Below are 20,654 nucleotides of genomic sequence, written 5' to 3' on the forward strand. Positions count from 1 at the left end.
CAATGCTCCTTCATTATTGGATGTTCTGAATCTGCTCCCGAACTTTTTCGATTTCGCCCTTCATGTCCACTACTGTCTGAGTAATGACGGAATCATTAGCCTTGGAAGCAATCGTATTTGCCTCACGATTGAATTCCTGTACTAAAAAATCCATCCGTCTGCCTACCGGATGAGCGGATGCAAGCATTTCACGGAACTGCTTGATATGGCTGTGCAGACGGACAATTTCTTCTGTAATATTCACGTGGTCGGAGTAAATGGCCACTTCCTGGATGAGCCGGCTCTGATCGATTTCACCGGCATTGTTCTTGTCGAGAAGTTCCTGGATGCGCTCTGTGAGTTTTGCTTCGTAATCTGCTACGGTCTGCGGGGCTTCCTTTTCGATTTCACCCAGTTTTTCTTCAATAAGATCGACCCGGTGTGCCACATCCCGGGAAATATTCGCACCTTCGGCTTCCCGCATGGCATCGCAGTGATCCAATGCTTCATTGATGGCAGGTTCCATCTTGAGCCACAGGGCTTCCGGATCAATGGCTGCCTCTTCGAGCGTCAGTACATCCGGCTGGTTGGAAATAAAATACAATTCCCGTTCGCCGCCTACGTTATCCTTGCCGACACCCAAAAGGTCCGCCGTATCTTTCAAACTCTCATGATAAGCTTTTACCAGACCTTTGTCAATCTTTATGCGCCTTCCCTCCTCCGCTGTATAGGAAGCGGTAATGAAGACGTCTACATGGCCCCGGGCAATTCTTTTCAGGACGGTCTGCCGAATGCGGCTTTCCAGAGGATTCAGAAACCGCGGCAGACGAATAGCGACTTCTGCATAGCGATGATTGACTGTTTTTAGTTCAAAGATAAATGAGAAAGCATCATCCTGATACTCCCCCCGGCCGTAGCCGGTCATGCTTTTTACCACGGGGACACACTCCTTAGTTTACTTTAGTCAGATTAATGACAAACTCCCGCGTTCCGCCGGCTTTATCAGTAACGGCAAAGACCATGGGACGCTGCGCGTTAAGTTTCGTCAAATCAAAATAGACGAAATACTGCAGATCCCAAACATTGACCTTCTGCAGAGCCTGTCCCTGGCCGGGGCTGACCTGCATGGAACGCTGTTTGGCAGAATTCAAATTCGTGTAATAAGGGTCGATGACATTCGTTCCCTGATACATACGCACTCTCAGATTCTTGGGTTCCAGCTTCGACGTGGTGCTTACCGTCACGGCAAGAGCCAGCACGCCCTTGTAATCCTTGGCAACCTTCATTCCCCGTGCGAGACTAGCCGTTGTCCCGCCTTTGGCAGCAGACTGGGCATCCAGTGCCGCCATGAGGTAAGGAGTATAGACCACGGTCTTTTCTCCAAGGCCATACTTATTAAGAAGTTTCCGGTCGTAAATGGTCCAGGGAGCGACCAATTCAAGTGTCGAAGCACCCTTCCTCTCTACGCCGTATTGCTGAGCACGCTCGATATTGTTTTCCGTTATAGGGAGCATAGCGTAGGCTGACTGCGTCAGACAAAGAAGAGCTGTAACAATAAAACCAATTTTTTTCATGAGTTCCTCCTAGCAGTTTGACCAACCCGTTCTCTTCCATTATACTGGAAAGCAGACAAACGAATTCTTGTATAACTTTATCTTAATATTATATATGATTATGAGGTTGGGTGCAAATTTGTGCCGCCTGCTTTGCAGGCGGACAAGTGATAAAGTGGTTAGTGAGTAGTGGTTAGCACCATAGTGCGGATAGCTACTTAGACGGATTCTTGAGAAAGAATGCTGCTGGCAGAAAGTTATAGCCTTCGGCAGAGAGGGACATCTTCCACCGCAAGCGGTCCCCCTCGTTCAATTTCACTCCGTGACGTTGAAGGAGGTCACTATAAGGCTAGTGCCCCAATTAGAGGTATAGTTTGGATTTAATAGGCGCTTTTTCGTACCCATTCCTGTTATCGTACTGAATACCCACCGCAAGCGGTCCCCCTCTTATTTTCTGAAAGAAAATAAGAGGCTGGTGCTTCTATTTTTGTATATTCTGCGCAAACCGCTGCGCGGTTTGCTTCCTACAGAGCGACCGGCGACCCGCGACCAACCTGCGGCCTGCGTTTTTTACAAAGGAGATTTTTATTATGAACCTGGAAGGTCTTACACTGCGTGTCCTTGTCCATGAACTTGCCAAAGCTCTGGTCAGCGGCCGTATCTATAAAATTTTCATGCCTGGTAAAAGTTCCCTTCTGATCCAGGTCAATCAGATTTCCCATACAGTCAATTTTCTCATTGATATGAGCGGTGACACACCCCTCATTACGCTTCCCAAAAAGCTGCCGGAACGGCCGAACATGCCGCCGTCTTTCTGTATGCTGCTGCGTAAGCACCTCGAAGAAGGCCGCATTACCCAGATCATGCAAAAGGACCTCGACCGTGTCATTATTATCGATATTGACCTCATCGGAGCCGAACGCAAGATTATCACCAAAAAGCTGATTCTCGAAATGACGGGCCGCAACAGCAATATCATCTTTGTGAATGAAGATGGCATCATCCTCGACGCACTGCGCCATATCGGCAAAGCGCAGAGCCGGGTAAGACAGATTCTGCCGAATACGCCGTACGAATTTCCGCCGGCCCAGGAGGGGCTGAATCTTCTGGAGAGTACACCTCATGCCATCCGGGAAGCCTGCGCTGCCTCCAGTGCCGAAGACCTGACAGGAGCGCTCATTGCCGTAACCCAGGGCATCGGCAAACAGACGGCCATGGAAATTGCCGCCCGCAGCGGGTTCGGAGGCGCGCCTAAGCTTATGGACGTGACGGCTGCCGCCAGGATTGAAAAGGCCATTGCCTCCCTGCAGGAAGAAGTACAGGCCCGGCTGGAAGATAAGGACACGACGGTCTACGCCCAGATTGATAAGCGCAACCGCATGAAAAACCTTGTTCCTTATAAACCTGTCATCCATCCGGAAATGAAGACGGAATCCTTCCCGGCACTGCTCGATGCCCTCGCCTACAGTGCTTCCCTCATTCCGGTACAGATTCCGGAAAAAGATACGCTGCAAAAAATTGTTCAGGCGCAGCAGGCCAAAACAGAAAAGAAAATCAAGGCACTCGCCCAGGATCTGGCCCGTGCGGAAAACGCCGACGCTCAGAAAATTAAAGCTGATACGCTCATGGCCTATCACTATCAGTTAAAAAAAGGCGATACCACATGTACTCTTAGCAATATCTACGACAATACGCCTCTTGTCATCGCCCTCGCCCCGCAGCTCACGCCGCTTGAAAACGCCCAGGCCTACTATAAAAAATACAATAAATATAAGCGGGCCATCGGCGAAATCAAGGAACAGCAGCAGGAAGCGGAAGAATTGCTGCAGTATCTGGAATCTCTCGACGCGTCGCTCGATACGGCCATGACGCGCGGAGAAATTGAGGAAATCAAACAGGAGCTCATCAGCATCAAGGTCATTCCTGCTCCCAAAAAGAAAATGCCTGCAGCCGGTAAGTCAGAGCCGCTAAAAATCACCCTGTCGGAAGATACCTACCTTTATGTAGGCAAGAACAATAAGCAGAACGACTTTGTGACCTTTAAACTCGGCCGCGGCCACGATCTGTGGTTCCACGCCAAAAATATCCCCGGTTCCCATGTCATTATGAAGACGACGCTCCCCGAACCGCGGGAAGAAGATATCCTCAAGGCAGCACAGATTGCTGCCACTTTCAGTAAAGGCAAGAACGCCGACCGCGTCCCTGTCGATTATACGGAAAAACGCTTCGTCAAAAAACCGAACGGGGCAAAGCCGGGGTTTGTAATTTTCACGAACCAAACTACATTATACGTGAAACCGGATAAGGACGCTGTGAAGGCATAAAAATTGTTCAAAAAAGCGCTTTTAGCTTTTGGCATTCAGCCTGGCAGCAGGGTGGATAGTGAATAGTATCTGCTGGTTAACACAGTCGAGCAAACAGCTGCTTTGGCGAATTCTTTAGATAGTTTGAGACAACAGTTAGTTTTGAATTTCGAAATACAAAAAAGAGACTGCGAAATAATGAGCAATCATGTTTTACAGTCTCTTTTAGTTATATAAGGAATTGAATTTGTTTATCGTATCACCTTTCGAAAACTAAATCAAAGATTTAGATCAATTAAACCTGGACCCCCTTTATCGAACTCATCTCTGCGTTCTTACTGAACACCCGCCACATAGTGCCCCCTCTTATTTTTCTGACGGAAAACAAGAGAGCCTGCTGCACCGTTTTTTTGTCTTTCTTTTGAAACGTGTGCTCGGCTACACAAATGCTTTTTATTTTGTTTCTGATGGACTCTGCTGCAAGACAGCCGCAGGGACGCGAAGGGCCAGGCTGAGGCCACGAAGTCGTACAAAAAAACGTACGTCGAGTGGTCGCAGGCTGGTCCGACAAAGTCCATGCCGCTGGATTCTGCAGAGGACAGCGGAAACGTCCTTAGAAAAAACTCTGCCTCACGATGCGTGCGAGACATGTCGAACACCATCGTGAGGCAGGTGCCTTTAATTATTTACTTTCGAAAAATACCTTATACGCCAAATAAGTCTCGTACGCATCCGCCTTGCTCAACAAATCATACGGTGAATGCATGCTCAGCATAGCCGTGCCGCAGTCCACGACTTCGCAGCCCCAATCGGCCATCATGAAGGCGATGGTGCCACCGCCGCCCTGGTCGACTTTACCGAGTTCGCCGATCTGCCAGGCTACGCCGTTCTTATCAAAGAGCGTGCGGATTTTCTGCATGAATTCGCTGTTGGCGTCGTTGCTGCCTGCTTTACCGCGGATACCGGTAAATTTGGTCAGTGCAATGCCGTAGCCGCAGAGAGAAGAGTTATCCTTTTCCGTGACTTCCGGGAACATAGGATCGAGGCAGCTGTTGACGTCGCCGGAAAGCATCTCACTGTTTTCCATGGTTTCGTAGAAATCAAGCAGAGATGGTTTGCCCTGCAGGGACAGCATCTTCATGACAAATTTCACAAAGTAGGAAGACTGCATGCCCGTATTGCCGTAGGAACCAATCTCTTCTTTATCCGTAAAGAGCGCTACCTGCGTCTTTTCGCCGGGTGCGGCGTTCATAATGCCTTCCATGTTTGCGTAAGAGCAGACGCGGTCATCCTGGCCATAGGCAGCAATGAGGGAACGGTCAAAACCTACATCGCGGCTTTTCATGGCCGGTACAAGTTCCAGTTCAGCCGAAGTGAAGTCTTCTTCTTCAATGCCATAGGTTTCCTTGAGAAGCTTCATGACAGCATCCTTGACTTTCTCATCCTTATCGGAATTGGAGCCGATGACAGCCTGCAGCTGTTCGCCAGTCACACCTTCGGCAAGGGTCTTTTTCATCTGGTCCTGTGCCATATGGATAAGCAAATCCGTAATATAGAAGACCGGGTCGTTTTCATCCATGCCGATGTTAATATTCAGTTTCTTTCCGTCCTTGGTATAGATCACACCAATGAGGGCCAGCGGAATGCAGGGCCACTGGTATTTCTTGATGCCGCCGTAATAGTGGGTACGGAAATAGACAAGTCCATCCTGCTCATGGACAGGATTACCTTTGAGATCGAGGCGCGGTGCATCAATGTGGGAGCCCACGATTTTCATGCCATCGTGAACCGGCGCTTTGCCGATGACAGCCAGGATAATGGACTTGCCTTTCTGGTTCCAGTATACTTTGTCCCCTGCCTTGAGTTCCTTATAATCATAGAGAGGACGGAAGCCGGCCTTTTCGGCACGCTCCTGGATGAGGCTGACGGCCAGCCGTTCCGTTCTTGCCGTATCAAGAAATGCTTTATATTTTTCACCGTATGCCATAACGGCATCGCGTTCTGCCTGATCCATTCTTGCCCAGGCAGATTCTTTTCTGCTATAAGGTTCTTTCATGCTTACTTCCTCCTACATTTAAAAGTCAACTGCTGTACGCTAATCAGTATAACATAATGAGGCATCTGGATAAAAGACCAGTCCTCAGGCTCACGGATAACAAAAAGGCTGTGAAGGAGCGATGACTCACTTCTTCACAGCCTCTTTTCGATTTGACTTATTTACCCGTAAAGGTCGGTTTCCGCTTCTCAAGGAAAGCTTTCATGCCTTCCTTCTGATCAGCCGTAGCAAAGCAGATGCCGAAAGCCTGAGCCTCGTAATTGAGGCCGGATTCGAGGTCCATATTGAGACCCGTATTGATGGCATCCTTTGCCTGTGCGATAGCCAGAGGACCCTTCTTCAGGATCTTCTTCAGTACTTCTTCGCAGGCAGGAATCAATTCTTCCGGCTTTGTAACTTTGTTGACCAGACCGATGCGATAAGCTTCCTTAGCGTCAAACATAGAACCGGTATAGATTGCTTCTTTGGCAATCCCGGCACCTACCAGACGAGCCAATCTTTGCGTACCGCCGAAGCCGGGGATAATCCCATAGTTGACTTCAGGCTGACCAAATTTAGCTGTTTCGGAAGCATAACGGAAATCGCAGGACAATGCCAGTTCGCAGCCGCCGCCAAGGGCATAGCCGTTCACAGCTGCCACTACCGGAACCGGCAGATGTTCGATCATGTCAAATACTTCGTGTCCCAGTGCAGAGAAAGCTTTGCCTTCGGCAGCACTCAGCTTGCTCATTTCAGCAAGGTCAGCACCGGCTACAAAGGATTTCGTGCCAGAACCGGTCACGATAACTGCCTTCGTAGCAGCATCAGATGCCAAACGCGTGAAACAATCTTTCATCTCGTTCAGCGTTGCAGAATCAAGGGCATTCAAAGCACTCGGACGATTGATCGTCACAGTGGTAATACCAGCGTCGGACGTCGTTACGAGCAAATTCTTGTAATCGACCATTCCTCACACCACCTATTATTTCTTAGGATATTCGTAGAAGCCTTTGCCAGACTTACGGCCCAGATAGCCAGCTTCAACCATCTTGCGGAGCAGCGGGCACGGACGATACTTCTGATCGCCGAACTGATCATAGAGAACTTCCATGATAGCCAGAACCGTATCGTTACCAATCAGGTCGGACAGAGCCAGAGGCCCCATCGGATGGTTAAATCCGAGTTTAGCAACAGCATCGATATCTTCTTTGCTGGCTACGCCTTCCATCAGGGTGAAGATAGCTTCGTTGATCATCGGGATCATGATTCTGTTGCCGACGAATCCGGCGGAGTCATGAACAGCAACCGGAGTCTTGCCGACAGCGGAAGCGAGGTCTCTGATGACGGTGAAGGTTTCATCGGAAGTAGCCAGGCCCTTAGTAACTTCAACGAGCTTCATAACAGGAGCCGGGTTGAAGAAGTGCATGCCGATGAATTTTTCAGGTCTGCCGGAATAGTTGCCCAGCAGGGTGATGGATACGGAAGAAGTGTTGCTGGCGATAATCGTGTCAGCCGGAGCCAGTCTTCCAACCGTGCCCAGGGTATCTTCCTTAATAGCCAGGTCTTCAGCAACGGATTCAATAATGAGGTCAACGTTGCAGGTTTCTTCGGTCAGTTCAACAACGCCATGCAGATGAGCCATGGTGTCTTTCTTTTGGTCTTCGGTGATGCGGCCTTTGGTCACATTGCGTTCCAGGCCCTTTTCGATTCTAGCCAGAGCTTTTTCTACAGAAGCTTGTTTTCTGGAACGTAAATAAGCTTCAATACCGTGGCTTGCAAATACCTGAGCGATACCACTGCCCATTTGGCCAGTACCCAGAACCATAACCTTCTTAATTTCCATAGCGATGATCTCCTTTTCAAATTTATTTTATTCGAAGAAAAATTTAGACAATTCGAGCCTAAAGAAATACTGATTAGCTCGGCAGCCCTTATGCAGGGCTACCGAACTGAATCAGCGTATTTCTCAGGACAGAATTATTTCTTCTTGTCATCCTTCTTAAGCAGAGCTCTGGAGATAACCAGACGCTGTACTTCGTTGGTGCCTTCGTAGATTTGGGTAATCTTTGCGTTGCGCATGAAGCGTTCAACAGGGTAATCAACCGTGTAGCCATAGCCGCCGAATACTTGTACAGCATCGGTGGTAACCTGCATGCAGGTATCGGAAGCGAAGCACTTAGCTTCAGCAGCCGGAGCGCTGTAGTCGCCGTGTTGATCCTTCAGATAAGCTGCGCGGTATACCAGATAACGAGCAGCATCAATCTTCATCTTCATGTCAGCCAGTTTGAAGCTGATAGCCTGGAACTTGCTGATAGGACGACCGAACTGTTCACGTTCTTTGGAGTACTTCACAGCAGCATCCAGAGCGCCTTCAGCAATACCAAGAGCCTGAGCGCCTACGCCGATACGGCCGCCGTCCAGGGTTTCCATAGCGATCTTGAAGCCTTCGCCTTCCTGACCGAGCAGGTTTTCTTTAGGAACTTCGCAGTCTTCGAATACGAGTTCTGCAGTGATGGAGGTATGACCGCCCATCTTGTCTTCGATCTTACCGAACTTGAAGCCAGGCATGCCTTTTTCCAGAATGAAGGCGGAAATGCCATGTACGCCTTTGCTCTTATCGGTCATAGCAAATACTACATAAGTATCAGCTTCTTTACCGTTGGTGATGAAGATCTTGGAGCCGTTCAGGATGTATTTGTCACCCTTCAGAACAGCCGTGGTCTGCTGACCAGCAGCATCGGTACCAGCACCCGGTTCGGTCAGGCCGAAAGCGCCAAGCTTTTCGCCGCGGCAGATCGGAGCCAGATACTTCTTCTTCTGTTCTTCAGTACCGAACATATAGATAGGAGTTGCGCACAGGGATACGCAGGCGGAAAGGGTGATACCGGCACCATCATCAACCTTGGAGAGTTCTTCTACAGCAATGATGTAGCTCAGAACATCCATTCCCAGTCCATCATATTCTTCAGGGAAGCAGATACCGAAGAAACCATTTTCAGCCATTTGGTTCATCAGGTCACGATTGAATTCATGGTTCTTATCTCTTTCAGCAACGGTCGGAGCTAAGAATCTCTCAGCAAAATCATGAGCCTGTTGTTTAATCATTTCCTGATCTTCACTCAGTTTAAAATCCACGACAAATTACCCTCTTTCTTTAAATTCTCATTATCTCAATTAAGGGAACACTGATTAATCCACGAGGGATCAATCAGTGTTTTCCGCTTGAAATTAGAGCATTTCAATAACGGTAGCAGTGCCCATGCCGCCGCCGATGCACAGCGTAGCAAGACCATACTTCTTGTTTCTGTGTTTCAGAGCATACAGCAGGGTTACGAGGATACGAGCACCGGAAGCACCAATCGGGTGACCCAGAGCAATAGCACCGCCGTTAACGTTAACTTTTTCAGGATCGAAGTTCAGTTCTCTGCCGACTTCTACGAACTGTGCAGCAAAAGCTTCGTTAGCTTCGATGAGGTCCATATCTTCAACCTTCATGTTGATCTTGCCCAGAGCTTTGCGGCTTGCAGGAACAGGGCCGATACCCATGATAGCAGGATCTACACCGGCGGAAGCATAGGACAGAATCTTAGCCATCGGTTTCAGACCCAGTTCCTTAGCCTTGTCAGCGGACATAACAACGAGGGCAGCAGCGCCGTCGTTCAGGCCGGAAGCGTTACCAGCAGTAACGGTACCGCCGTCTTTCTTGAAAGCAGGTTTCAGTTTAGCCAGAGCTTCCATGCTGGTGCTTTCTCTCGGGAATTCATCCGTATCGAAAGTAACTTCGCCCTTTTTCTTTACAGTATAGGTAACAGGAACAATTTCATCCTTGAATGCGCCGGATTTGATAGCGGCAACGGCTCTCTTCTGAGAACGCAGGGAAACTTCGTCCTGTTCTTCTCTCGTTACATGGAATCTTTCTGCAACGTTTTCAGAGGTGATGCCCATGTGGTAGTTATTGAAAGCATCCCACAGACCATCTTTAATCATGATATCAACGAGTTTTGCATCGCCCATGCGCAGGCCCCAGCGAGCTTTGCTGGTAGTTGCGAACGGAGCGTTCGTCATGCTTTCCATACCACCTGCTACAACGATGTCGTTGTCGCCGGCAATAATGGACTGTGCAGCCAGTTCAACACTCTTCAGACCGGAACCGCAGACCTTGTTGACGGTAAAGGACGGAACTTCTACAGGAAGGCCGGCTTTGATAGAAGCCTGTCTTGCAGGGTTCTGGCCCAGACCAGCTTGCAGAACGTTGCCCATGATAACTTCGTCAACCATTTCAGGTTTAACGTTAGCTCTCTTCAGGGCTTCTTTGATCACGACAGCACCCATTTCCGGAGCAGACAGAGGAGCCAGAGAACCACCGAATTTACCGATGGCCGTTCTAACAGCACTTACAATTACTACTTCGCGCATAACACTATCACCTTTCCATTTTGTATTTCGGTGCAGGACACCGAGAGAAGACACCCTCCATTCACCACGAACAGCGAGTTCTTCTTTCTGACAGGCAGAGCCCATCAGTTTTTACTTACATCACAAACTACGTTTCAATTATACACTATTTAACATTTAAATTAAAGAGATTTTTTGCGCAAGAATTCACTATTTACTTACTTAACAAGAAATTCAGTCCAAATACAAGAATCCCGACAAATACAGCCAAGCCAAGCACCGGGAGCAGGAAGAACAAAGCGCCTATAATGACTAATGCAAAGAACACAGCCCGAAGAATCCAGCCGTAGTGCGAAAACAGGCTACTGATGGTCTGAGACCATCTTCCGGCTCCTTCCGCGCCTTTTTGGTTTTCATTCTGTACCGTAAAACGGTCTGAATCGGGGCTGTCGGTATTGATGGTCACACCTTGGAAAGAGTCCCTTTCCGCGTCCGACATCACTTGTGCCTCGACTTCTTCATTTACAGTGTGACAATTCGGACATTCCGTCATATCGTCGGGATATACCGATCCACAGTGACTGCAAATCATGCCTTACTCCTGCCTTCCTTACACATACGGTGAAAATAGCATCAAATACCCGCGTTCATTCAAATAGCGGGGATCCGATGGTTTCAGTTCCAATTCCGTCCGCAGATCCATATAAGCGCCGGTGAGGTTATACCGGGAAAGTCCCATCGTCTCCAGGAGAAATGGCTGGAAACGCGCTGCCCGTTTCTCATTGATTTCAAGGAAATTCTCCATGAGTGCGGACGCCCAGACTTCGGACGGATATTCGCCGGTGCAGCCGCCTTCCTTCACAAAATCATTCCACATCCGCCGCATCAGCATAAAGTCATACGTACTGAAACGCGTAACGGCAAGCAGCTCCTTGAGCAGTTTCTCTACCTCGGACAGATCCTTGCCGAGTTCAGGTGGACGATAGTTCTTCAGCCGCTCCGTCAGTTCATAGGGAAACACAACGGCTGCCGGATTGGCCTCCACCTTGCGGATGACCTTCTGGGGCACCAGGGGATGACGCGCCATAAAGTCACGCCAGATGGCACCCGGATGCTGCACCCTGTACCACGCAAGACATGCACTCAGCACTTCCCGCAGGCGCTTCTGGGCCATCGGTTTCAGTGCGTACTGCTGCAGATAGTTCATGCCGAGGCTGCGGTTATCAAAAAGATTCTCCATAAAGACAAGATGCCTGGGGTCATCCTCCGGGCGCACCGAGAAAACGAGCAGATAAGAATTATAATCCATAAAATCATGACAGAAATACCGATCGACATCCACTTCGTTCTCGATGGTAAAAAGACTCAGATGGGCGCCGCACATCTCTCGGAGAAGATTGGGATACCGGCTGATGTGGGAATCACGGAAACACTCGAGCGGCGTATAGTCCTCCAGACGCATCCGGTAGTCAAAGAGAAAATAATCCCAGAAACCGCGCCAGTACTCGTCTGCATTAGGGCCTTCCGGATCCACGCGGCCCGTCGCGTCGTTATAGAAATTGACGGCACGGTCCAGATCCAGGTTGAAGCGGCTGTTCTGGAAAAATTTATGAATTTCATTCATCAAGCCTTCCAGAGCTCTCCCTGCATTCAGGAAAATTCTCCCCATCGGCGGCGGTGCAGAGTTCTCCTCTCTGCCCTTTTCCCCGGGCAGAAAAGAACCGTCACTATCCACAATAGCGACGGTGCCATCATCGTTGAGCAGCATCTGTTCAGCCAGATAAGGGGCAACACTGCTCTCCAGTTTGCCTGCATCCTTCATGAACACGAAGAACTGCCCGATCGTATCCAGAAATGCCTTTACTTCCCGATACGTAATTACAAAATCAACCACATAACGGGCGCACCAGGACACGGCGTCCACCAGCGTGTCAGCCGTGATTTCCTCGAGCACCACATCCGCATTTTCCATGTAGATGCAGAGCATCATCATATGCACCCAGTGCTTCTTTAGTTCCTGGTCGGTTTCACCCTGCCAGGCAAGTTTCCTGAGAAAAGCCTCCACGTCGCTGTGAGAGAGGATATAATCCCAACCTTCATCATTCTTATAAAATTCGTTGACTAAGTCATACACGTTTTCCATGGGATTCTCACTTCACCAATCACATCTGATTACACTTTATAAAGCCATTTGTGACGGGCAGAGATCTGCCAGCGGGCATTCCCCGCATTTTGGTTTCGGAGCCTTGCAGACTCTCCGTCCATGCCAGATCAGCCAATGATGGGCTTCTCCCCACTTGGCCTTCGGAATCTGTTTCTGCAGATCCTGTTCCACTGCAAGCGGCGTAGTCCCGTTTGACAGTCCCAGCCGGTGCGATACGCGGAACACATGCGTGTCGACAGCAATGGCCGGTTTCCCGAAGCCTACGCTCAGGACGACATCCGCTGTCTTGCGCCCCACACCGGGAAGGCTCAAAAGTTCCTCCATAGTCTGAGGAACTTCGGAGTGATATTCATCAATCAATTTGCGGCAAAGACCGAGCAGGTTCTTTGCCTTCGAACGGAAAAGACCACAGTCGTGAATCAGGACTTCCAGCTGTTCCTGTGTCAGCGTGCTCATCTTTTCCGGCGTATTGTACGCGGGGAATAAGCGGGCCGTTACTTTATTGACCCGCTCATCCGTGCACTGGGCCGAAAGGACAACAGCAACAATAAGCTCAAAAGGGTTCGAAAAATGCAGTGCCGGTTTGGCGCCCTTGTACACTTTCTCCAGACGCGCTACAATCTGCTGGTTTCTTTCCTTTTTTCTCATCAGTTCGTCAGACTCCTTACCGGAGCCGGAATCCGGCCGCCTCTGTTAATAAAGACATCCGGTTTAAACGTATTGACCGGCATAATCGGGGCATAACCCAGAAGCCCGCCAAATTCAACCTTGTCGCCTACGCCCTTGCCCGGTACCGGGATAAGACGCACGGCTGTCGTCTTATTATTGATCATACCGACAGCCGCTTCGTCGGCGATAACTGCGGAAATCGTGGCCGCCGTCGTATCGCCCGGTACGGCAATCATATCAAGACCTACGGAGCAGACACAAGTCATAGCTTCCAATTTTTCAAGGCAGAGACTGCCCTTTTCCACGGCAGCAATCATGCCGGCATCTTCACTTACCGGAATGAAGGCACCGCTCAGGCCGCCGACATAGCTGGAAGCCATGAGGCCGCCTTTCTTAACAGCATCGTTCAGCATAGCGAGAGCCGCCGTCGTGCCGGGGCCGCCGCAGGATTCCAGACCGATTTCTTCCAGAATATGAGCCACACTGTCACCGATAGCCGGTGTCGGAGCAAGCGACAAATCGATGATGCCAAACTGCGTGTTGAGGCGCTTTGCTGCTTCCTGAGCAACCAGCTGCCCCACACGAGTAATCTTGAAGGCCGTTTTTTTGATGGTTTCCGCCACCTGGCCGATATCCTTGCCGCGGACAGCTTCCAATGCATGCTTTACCACGCCCGGGCCGGAAACGCCCACGTTGATGACACTCTCCGGTTCCGTTACACCATGGAACGCGCCTGCCATAAAAGGATTGTCCTGGACAGGATTACAGAAAACAACGAGTTTCGCACAGCCGATAGCATCCTGGTCCGCCGTCAGGGCTGCCGTCTTTTTGACGATTTCACCCATTTCCTTGACCGCATCCATATTGATGCCGGCTTTCGTCGAGCCGATGGCCACGGAGGAGCAGACCAGATCTGTTGTGGCAAGTGCTTCCGGAATGGAACGAATCAAAATATGATCGCCCTTGGTATAGCCCTTTTCTACGAGAGCGCTGAAGCCCCCGATGAAGTTGACGCCGACTTGTTTAGCCGCGTCATCAAGGGCCTTGGCAAGAGCCACGTAACTATCTGCCTCACAAGCTTCCCCGACAAGGGAAATCGGCGTGACAGAAATTCTCTTGTGGATAATAGGCACGCCCAGTTCCGCTTCCAAATCTTCGCCGACCTTCACCAGATGCTCGGCTTTGTGAGTAATTTTATCGTAAATCTTACGGGCGCACTTCTTAATGTCCGGATCGGCACAGTCGCGCAGGCTGATGCCCATTGTGATGGTCCGCACATCAAGATTGTTCTGCGTAATCATGCGGGTCGTTTCTAAAACGTCGTTGATATTGTACAGCATAGGGCAGCCTCCTAAATCCGGTGCATAGCCGTGAAGATTTCTTCACTCTGGACGCGGATCTGCAGACCGAGTTCATCCCCCAGTGCAGCGGCCTTCTTTTTCAGTTCTTCCAGGCTGATTGTCGCTTTTTCCATATCGCCGATCAATACCATGTTAAAGAAGGTATCCGTTATATTTTGATTGATGTTCAGGATATTGACCTGATTTTCTGCCAAAAGTGCACTGGCTTTCGCAATAATTCCGACTTTGTCCAATCCGACAATTGTCATTACAATACGCATAGCTCCCATCCTTCCTCCAGTAAACTTCAACTTCACTATACGACATTATACGATATCCCTCGCATTCGTTCAATGGAAGGTGAACATTGTTCGAAATAACGTCAAACATTTTTCACCAGGGACACAATCATTATAACAGACATTGTAACGAAACTCTAACCCCCATTTAGGATTTTGTGTCTGCTTCATTTATTACAAACATTAATAGGTAAACTCCGAATTTCATTCGACAAAGGATAATGCTTGTGATATGATAAGGATACTAAATCAAGCATCTAAGGAGGATGTAACATGCAGGAGTATAAACCTTTCAAATCCGGTAAAGTCCGCGAAGTCTATGATATCGGTGACAGCCTGATTATGGTCGCTTCCGACAGAATCTCTGCCTTTGACCACATCCTGAAAAACACCATTACCGATAAGGGTGCCGTCCTGACCAGACTTTCCAAATTCTGGTTTGACTATACCAAGGATGTCATCCCCAACCACATGATTTCCGTGGATCCGGCCGACATGCCTGAATTCTTCCGTCAGCCTCAGTTCGTCGGCAAGAGCATGAAATGCCGCAAGCTGAACATGATTCCGGTAGAATGCATCGTCCGTGGTTATATCACCGGCAGCGGCTGGGAATCCTACAAGAAGAATGGTACCGTGAACGGCATTCCGATGCCGGCCGGCCTCAAGCAATGCCAGAAGCTGCCTGAACCGCTCTTCACGCCGAGCACAAAGGCAGACCTGGGCGACCATGATGAAAACATCACGGAAGCTCAGTGTGTTGATTTCCTTGAGAAAAAATTCCCGGGCCACGGTGCTGAATATACCAAGGCCATTAAAGACGCTACCATCGCCCTCTACAACAAATGCGCAGATTACGCTTATAAGAGAGGCATCATCATCGCCGACACGAAGTTTGAATTCGGTCTGGATGACAAAGGCAACGTCGTTCTCGGCGACGAAATGCTGACGCCGGACAGCTCCCGCTTCTGGCCGCTTGATGGTTACAAAGTCGGTCAGGATCAACCCTCCTACGATAAACAATTCGTCCGCAACTGGCTGCTTGCCCATCCGGACAGCGATTATCTCCTGCCTCAGGATATCATTGATAAGACGATCGAAAAGTACAAGGAAGCATACGAAAAGCTGACGGGAGAAAAGTTCTAAAACAATTAAATAAATGAAGCAGCGGTGAAGAAATGAATGATATTTCTTCACCGCTATTTTTGTGCGTTATATCGCCTTTCGCAATCCGCTGCCTGTCCGCCCATAGAGACAATCTATCAAGCACCGTGGGCGAGGCTTAATGCCATATGCCAAAAGCGCTTTCCGCTATCTGCAGCTACCTGCTATCTGCAAACTGCTAACTGCATTGTTCTTTGCCTAACATTTTGCCCGCACTACGGTACTAACCCCTAGACACTTTCCACTATCCCTCCTCCTATGCTTACAAAAAAGTAACTAACTGAGAAAAAAGTGCATTCTTGCTTTACAGGGGACTATCGTCTACAATGCAGTCAACATTGAGATGAATCCACTGTATGGGAGGAGAATGTAACATGAAATTACGTCATCTTTTTTTAGGTACCCTTGCTCTGTTAACGATTGCAGGAGGCGGCGGTGTAAGCAGCGCTGCTCCGTCCAAAGGAAAAATCCTCGTCATCGCGTCCCAGCAGGATAAAATGACCCTGAAAAATGGGAAAGAAATGAACGTTGGCTTTTTCCTGAATGAATTTGCCGTACCGTCCCTGTACCTGGCTGACCACGGCTACACGATCCAGCTGGCTACGCCGGAAGGCAAAAAGCCGCCTATGGACAAAGGTTCCAACGACGCCAAATTCTTTAAGGGCGGCGAAACAGAACGGGCCAGAGCCGAAAAGTTTGCCGCCGGCCTGAAGCCGATTTCCTTTGCACAAGCCATTTCCGATTTTGATTCCTACAAGGCAGTGTTTGTACCGGGCGGCCATGCTCCGATGACCGATCTGATGCAGAACAAAGAGCTTGGCACGATTCTGCAAAAAGCACACGCTGCACAAAAGCCGACCGCTTTCATCTGCCACGGTCCTGTCGCTTCTCTGGCAGCACTGCCGGAAGCAGCCGCATACCGTAAAGCTCTCGTCAATGATGATGTAGCCGGTGCTATGCAGTACAGCAAGAACTGGATCTACAACGGCTACCGCATGACCGTCCTTTCCGATGCGGAAGAATGGCCGAATGAAGTGGGGCTCGGCGGAGAAATGCCGTATCATGTAGAACAGGCTCTGCAGATTGCCGGCGCCAATATGGAAGTATCGGCACCGCTTTACGCCAGCCACGTCGTTCACGACCGCGAAGTCATTACAGGCCAGAACCCTGCATCTGATATCGCCCTCGCAGAAGAACTGATGAAGGCTATTGAAAACAAATAACCCAGCCACTCAGGACATTTGCCTGGTGGCCCATACCCCCACCTTGGCATCCCTATTGGCAACTCGAGAAAATAATCGCCGTTAGCAGGTGACAGCAGTTCGCAAAAATACGCCATGTTCGCTTTCATCTCCCTTCAACATGGCTTGAGACTCCCTCTTCACGGGCGAACCGCTCACTGTTAGCGGCGATTTTAAATGTAATCAAAAAGTGGTTGTGAAATAAAGCGTGCGCTTTATTTCACAGCCACTTTTTCACCCTTTCCGCATCCCGCCATCCAAGAAAAATGACAAAAGCATTTTTTTGGAACTTATAAAAATAAAACCTGAAATTCAGATTAACTGCTAAATTTCAGGTTTTATATCAAATTTTACTTGAATCAAAAGTTTTAACACACTGTCGCAGACAAGGCTAAAAACCATAGTCCAAAAGCCAAAAGCGCTTTTTATTTTTTCTCAGCTACTTTTTAGCATAGTCTGCAGTCAGCCGAGATACTCCTTAATCATCCTCCGAAGGCAGGATATATTGACTCATGTGCTTTTTTCCCCACTCACACATGGCCTCCATAATGGGTGACAATGTCTTTCCGAAATCAGTCAGGGAATATTCCGTCTTAGGCGGCACAACGGGATACACTTTGCGCTGGATGATACCGTCTTTTTCCAGATCATGCAGCTGCTGTGCCAGCATTTTGGCCGTAGCCTGCGGCATGAGGCGCTGCAGCTCACTGAACCGGAGTGTGCTCTGTCCCAGGTGGTACAGGATGATACATTTATATTTGCCCCCGATGCGGCTCAGCGTCGCCTCCACGGGGCAATGATACATGGTGTCTTTCATGGTTCCCTCCTATGCTAACAATCAGCATGGCTTAGGCAAGGCCCAAACTCTTTGACAGTGCTTCCGCCAGGGTTTCGCAGACAGACGAATCAAAGGGCAGGCCTGTTCTGTTATTGTTGGACAAAATGCGGATGAGTCCGCAGGGCACGTTAAAGCGTTTTGCCGTCATAAGTACTGCTGCTGCTTCCATTTCTTCACAAAGTGCTCCCGTCGCTTCTACCCTCCGGGCAATCACCGCTGGATCGGCATTCCACTCGTCACTCGATGCAATCGTACCGATGAGGACATTTCCTCCCAAATAATTGGAAAGACCCTTTTTTAGCCAGGAAGTCATTCCTGCGTCCGCATGCATGAGCGGCGGTTTTTCCGGGAAAATGGAAGCTGCAACCGATTCATGTTCGATTCGTCCCAGATCCATATACCGCGTATGCCCGTCACCCGTATAAAGAGCATTGCCGTTATAAACGGTTTCGCCGATGACGATGTCTCCTACCCGGGCGTCAAGGCCATAACCGCCCGCTGTGCCCTGGTTCAGTACGGCCGTGGGATGAAATACCTGACAGCCCAGAGCGGTAGCGGCACCGGCGGCCGCTGTTCCGATTCCTGTTTGGGAAATGACGACAGGCACCCTGCCCAGTTTGCCCTGCCAGAAAAGGAAATCTCCCATGACACTTTTTTGAGGCTTTGTTAGCCTTGCCAGATAAGGAGCTACTTCCAGTTCCATGGCACCTTGAAGTAAAACCGGCCCTCCCGAAAGGAAGGCCGGCATATTAATAAGTTTCTCCATTGCTTACTCCATGGCAAAGACGGTATTCACCGTCACACTGATGGTGTAAGGTTTCGGAACAAGTTCCGTAGGAGCGGAGCCTGCCGTATCATTTGCTTTAGCGAGCATGATGCGCGGGGAAGCCTGCATTTCGAAGTTGGACTGCGTAACACTGGCCTGACGCAGCGCCCCAAGACCGCGGCCGCCGGCATTAGCAATAGCCTGCGCATTCAGTCTGGCATTAGCCACTGCTTCCGACATAAGCTGACGGCGGTACACATCAGCCTGCTGCACACCGTACGAAATGGAATCGATGCGGTTCACGCCGATACCCAGCAGGCTATCGGTCACCGTACCGAGTTGTTTCAGGTCCTTTACTTTAGCTGTCCAGGTAGCGTACAGACGATAACCGTTTAGTTTCTGACGGCCATTTCTCTCATACGTATAATACGGAGCTACATTGTAACGGGTCGTTGCCAGGTCTTCCATCGGAATTCCCATGGAAAGGACTTTAGAAATGACGCGATTGGAAATCACAGCCCCTTCCTGGCGGACTGCTTCTACTGTATCGCCGGTTGTTTCATACGTAAAAGTGACCGTAGCCATATCAGGAGCTACAGTACGTGTCGCATAACCTGAAATGCTGACCGTATCCAGAGGCTGTTCCGCCATCACTTTCGGCGTAGAGAACCCGAATACGCATACAAAAAAGGCTAGGACAAGTGCTGCTTTTTTCATATTTATCACCTCAAAAAAAATTTTCTTCATTATAACATAAAAGTAGTGAGTAGTGGATAGTGGGCTGGTGCGGGCAGCTGCTTTGACGGAGTCTAAACAAGCTAGCTGTGGCGCTTCGCGCAAAAAGAACGACGGAAAGCTGTGACCGCCGCTGACGGCGAAAAGAAACTATCTTTCCCCGCAAAGCGATTCTCCTTCCGAAGCCGCAAAGCGGCTTGGAAGAAGACTTTCTCGTAGCCAATGCTTCGCATTACCTCAATAAATAAGTAAAAGAGATGCAAATATTTACTGTTGCCTTGCATTGTTTTGTTTCTACTGACTGTCACAAAAGAAAAAATTAAGGGACGTCACCCACCGCTTTCCGGAAGGCCCGATGACATCGGGCCTTCCTGCGGTTCCCCCTCTTCAATGTCGCGGAGCGACGTCGAAGAGGGTCTCTAGTGCCCCAATTGGGGTGTTAGTTTGGATTTTACAGCGTTTCAGTCGGACCAATTCCTGTTGTTCGACTGAATATCCACCCCCTCTTATTTTTTTAACAAAAAACAAGAGGGCTGGTGCGATTATTTTTGTTTATTCTGAACGAACTGCTTGTCGGTTCGCCTCCTACAGAGCGACCTGCGTAAAAAATGGGAATGTCGCCAAGTGCGGCATCCCCATTTTTTAATTACCTTCCATATTTTTGATTAAATTTCTCCCAGGCCGGGCAGTCACAGTTAGTTTCACCGTGACAAGGATTCGTTCTGTTCCTTTCGTTCCGGACGATTTGGAGCGTGATTGCTTCCAGCGTAATATTCTTTAATTTTTCACGGCAGGCTTGATTCATCTCTTCATAGAGCTTGTCGAAAAATTTGCCCATGCCGCTGCTGATGAAACAGTCCATATCTTCCGTCCCGCTGTGCCATTTCGTATCCACAAAGGAAATGCCCAGACAGTCGGCAATCTGCAGGAGGTTCGTCTTTTCGGCGCCAGGTTCCGTGCAGTATCCACCTACATGGCCTTCTTTGGTATTCACAAGTCCGCTCGCCTTGAGCTTTCCCATGATTTTACGGACACGGGCCGGGTTTGTGCATATGTTCTTTGCCAGTTCGTCACTGGATACAAGGCAGTCCATATGGGTCAGATAGACCATGGCATGAACAGCCACAATAAAATCGCTCTTCACAATCAAAACCTTCTTTGCTGCTGAATTGGTGA

19 protein-coding genes are annotated in these 20,654 nt (G+C 49.4%); 3 read left to right on the plus strand and 16 right to left on the minus strand.

Translation table 11 applies throughout. The features are described 5' to 3' along the window. Positions 1-13 precede the first annotated feature (13 nt). Both LKE33_11400 and LKE33_11405 read right to left on the minus strand, forming a co-directional pair. Positions 14-916 carry a YicC family protein gene (locus LKE33_11400; GenBank protein ID MCH3951522.1) on the minus strand — a complete coding sequence of 301 codons (903 nt, stop codon included), beginning with the start codon at positions 914-916 and terminating at the stop codon, positions 14-16. A gap of 13 nt (positions 917-929) precedes the next feature. Then, positions 930-1,553, minus strand: coding sequence for a hypothetical protein (locus LKE33_11405; GenBank protein ID MCH3951523.1), 624 nt, complete (start codon positions 1,551-1,553; stop codon positions 930-932). A gap of 569 nt (positions 1,554-2,122) precedes the next feature. Between LKE33_11405 and LKE33_11410 the strand changes: the two genes are divergently transcribed. Beyond that, a complete protein-coding gene (locus tag LKE33_11410) occupies positions 2,123-3,856 on the plus strand; it encodes an NFACT family protein (GenBank protein ID MCH3951524.1) in 1,734 nt (577 codons plus the stop codon). Positions 3,857-4,517: 661 nt separating this feature from the next. On the opposite strand, the gene LKE33_11415 is transcribed toward LKE33_11410, so the two are convergent. The 10 genes from LKE33_11415 to LKE33_11460 all read right to left on the minus strand — a co-directional run bounded on the left by LKE33_11415 (position 4,518) and on the right by LKE33_11460 (position 14,719). Then, a complete protein-coding gene (locus LKE33_11415; GenBank protein MCH3951525.1) occupies positions 4,518-5,891 on the minus strand; it encodes an aminopeptidase in 1,374 nt (457 codons plus the stop codon). 157 nt (positions 5,892-6,048) lie between these two features. Then, complete coding sequence (locus LKE33_11420; GenBank protein ID MCH3951526.1) at positions 6,049-6,837, minus strand: enoyl-CoA hydratase-related protein; 789 nt, start codon at positions 6,835-6,837, stop codon at positions 6,049-6,051. A 15-nt stretch (positions 6,838-6,852) separates the two neighbouring features. After that, on the minus strand, positions 6,853-7,713 hold the full coding sequence (locus LKE33_11425) for a 3-hydroxyacyl-CoA dehydrogenase NAD-binding domain-containing protein (GenBank protein MCH3951527.1): 861 nt from the start codon (positions 7,711-7,713) through the stop codon (positions 6,853-6,855). 134 nt (positions 7,714-7,847) lie between these two features. Beyond that, positions 7,848-9,005 carry an acyl-CoA dehydrogenase gene (locus tag LKE33_11430; GenBank protein ID MCH3951528.1) on the minus strand — a complete coding sequence of 386 codons (1,158 nt, stop codon included), beginning with the start codon at positions 9,003-9,005 and terminating at the stop codon, positions 7,848-7,850. Positions 9,006-9,098: 93 nt separating this feature from the next. Continuing rightward, positions 9,099-10,286 (minus strand): acetyl-CoA C-acetyltransferase, encoded by a 1,188-nt coding sequence (locus LKE33_11435; GenBank protein ID MCH3951529.1) that lies wholly within the window; start codon positions 10,284-10,286, stop codon positions 9,099-9,101. 193 nt (positions 10,287-10,479) lie between these two features. After that, a complete protein-coding gene (locus LKE33_11440) occupies positions 10,480-10,857 on the minus strand; it encodes a hypothetical protein (protein ID MCH3951530.1) in 378 nt (125 codons plus the stop codon). An 18-nt stretch (positions 10,858-10,875) separates the two neighbouring features. After that, positions 10,876-12,408, minus strand: coding sequence for a hypothetical protein (locus LKE33_11445; GenBank protein MCH3951531.1), 1,533 nt, complete (start codon positions 12,406-12,408; stop codon positions 10,876-10,878). 36 nt (positions 12,409-12,444) lie between these two features. Then, positions 12,445-13,077: an endonuclease III gene (gene nth, locus LKE33_11450; GenBank protein ID MCH3951532.1), complete on the minus strand. Its 633-nt coding sequence runs from the start codon at positions 13,075-13,077 to the stop codon at positions 12,445-12,447. Beyond that, positions 13,077-14,435: a PFL family protein gene (locus tag LKE33_11455; protein ID MCH3951533.1), complete on the minus strand. Its 1,359-nt coding sequence runs from the start codon at positions 14,433-14,435 to the stop codon at positions 13,077-13,079. The genes nth and LKE33_11455 overlap by 1 nt, the downstream gene beginning before the upstream one ends. 14 nt (positions 14,436-14,449) lie before the next feature. Further along, positions 14,450-14,719 carry an ACT domain-containing protein gene (locus LKE33_11460; GenBank protein ID MCH3951534.1) on the minus strand — a complete coding sequence of 90 codons (270 nt, stop codon included), beginning with the start codon at positions 14,717-14,719 and terminating at the stop codon, positions 14,450-14,452. Between the two features lie 291 nt (positions 14,720-15,010). Here LKE33_11460 and LKE33_11465 point away from each other — a divergent pair, with 291 nt between their 5' ends. Together LKE33_11465 and LKE33_11470 are read left to right on the plus strand one after the other, a co-directional pair. Next, positions 15,011-15,880, plus strand: coding sequence for a phosphoribosylaminoimidazolesuccinocarboxamide synthase (locus LKE33_11465; protein ID MCH3951535.1), 870 nt, complete (start codon positions 15,011-15,013; stop codon positions 15,878-15,880). A gap of 392 nt (positions 15,881-16,272) precedes the next feature. Continuing rightward, positions 16,273-17,121 (plus strand): type 1 glutamine amidotransferase domain-containing protein, encoded by an 849-nt coding sequence (locus tag LKE33_11470; GenBank protein ID MCH3951536.1) that lies wholly within the window; start codon positions 16,273-16,275, stop codon positions 17,119-17,121. Between the two features lie 496 nt (positions 17,122-17,617). Here the strand turns inward: LKE33_11470 and LKE33_11475 are convergent, their stop codons facing one another. The 4 genes from LKE33_11475 to LKE33_11490 form a co-directional block, all read right to left on the minus strand. Further along, the gene (locus LKE33_11475) at positions 17,618-17,956 is read right to left on the minus strand and encodes a helix-turn-helix transcriptional regulator (GenBank protein ID MCH3951537.1); all 339 of its coding nucleotides are present in this window, start codon (positions 17,954-17,956) and stop codon (positions 17,618-17,620) included. A gap of 31 nt (positions 17,957-17,987) precedes the next feature. Further along, positions 17,988-18,743, minus strand: a complete 756-nt coding sequence (locus tag LKE33_11480) for a 5'-methylthioadenosine/S-adenosylhomocysteine nucleosidase (protein MCH3951538.1) — start codon at positions 18,741-18,743, stop codon at positions 17,988-17,990. A 3-nt stretch (positions 18,744-18,746) separates the two neighbouring features. Then, the gene (locus tag LKE33_11485; protein ID MCH3951539.1) at positions 18,747-19,460 is read right to left on the minus strand and encodes an SIMPL domain-containing protein; all 714 of its coding nucleotides are present in this window, start codon (positions 19,458-19,460) and stop codon (positions 18,747-18,749) included. A 664-nt stretch (positions 19,461-20,124) separates the two neighbouring features. After that, complete coding sequence (locus LKE33_11490; GenBank protein ID MCH3951540.1) at positions 20,125-20,622, minus strand: Rrf2 family transcriptional regulator; 498 nt, start codon at positions 20,620-20,622, stop codon at positions 20,125-20,127. Between the last annotated feature and the right edge of the window lie 32 nt (positions 20,623-20,654).

It is taken from the genome of Acidaminococcus sp. (assembly GCA_022482815.1).
In the GTDB taxonomy this organism is placed as follows: domain Bacteria; phylum Bacillota; class Negativicutes; order Acidaminococcales; family Acidaminococcaceae; genus Acidaminococcus.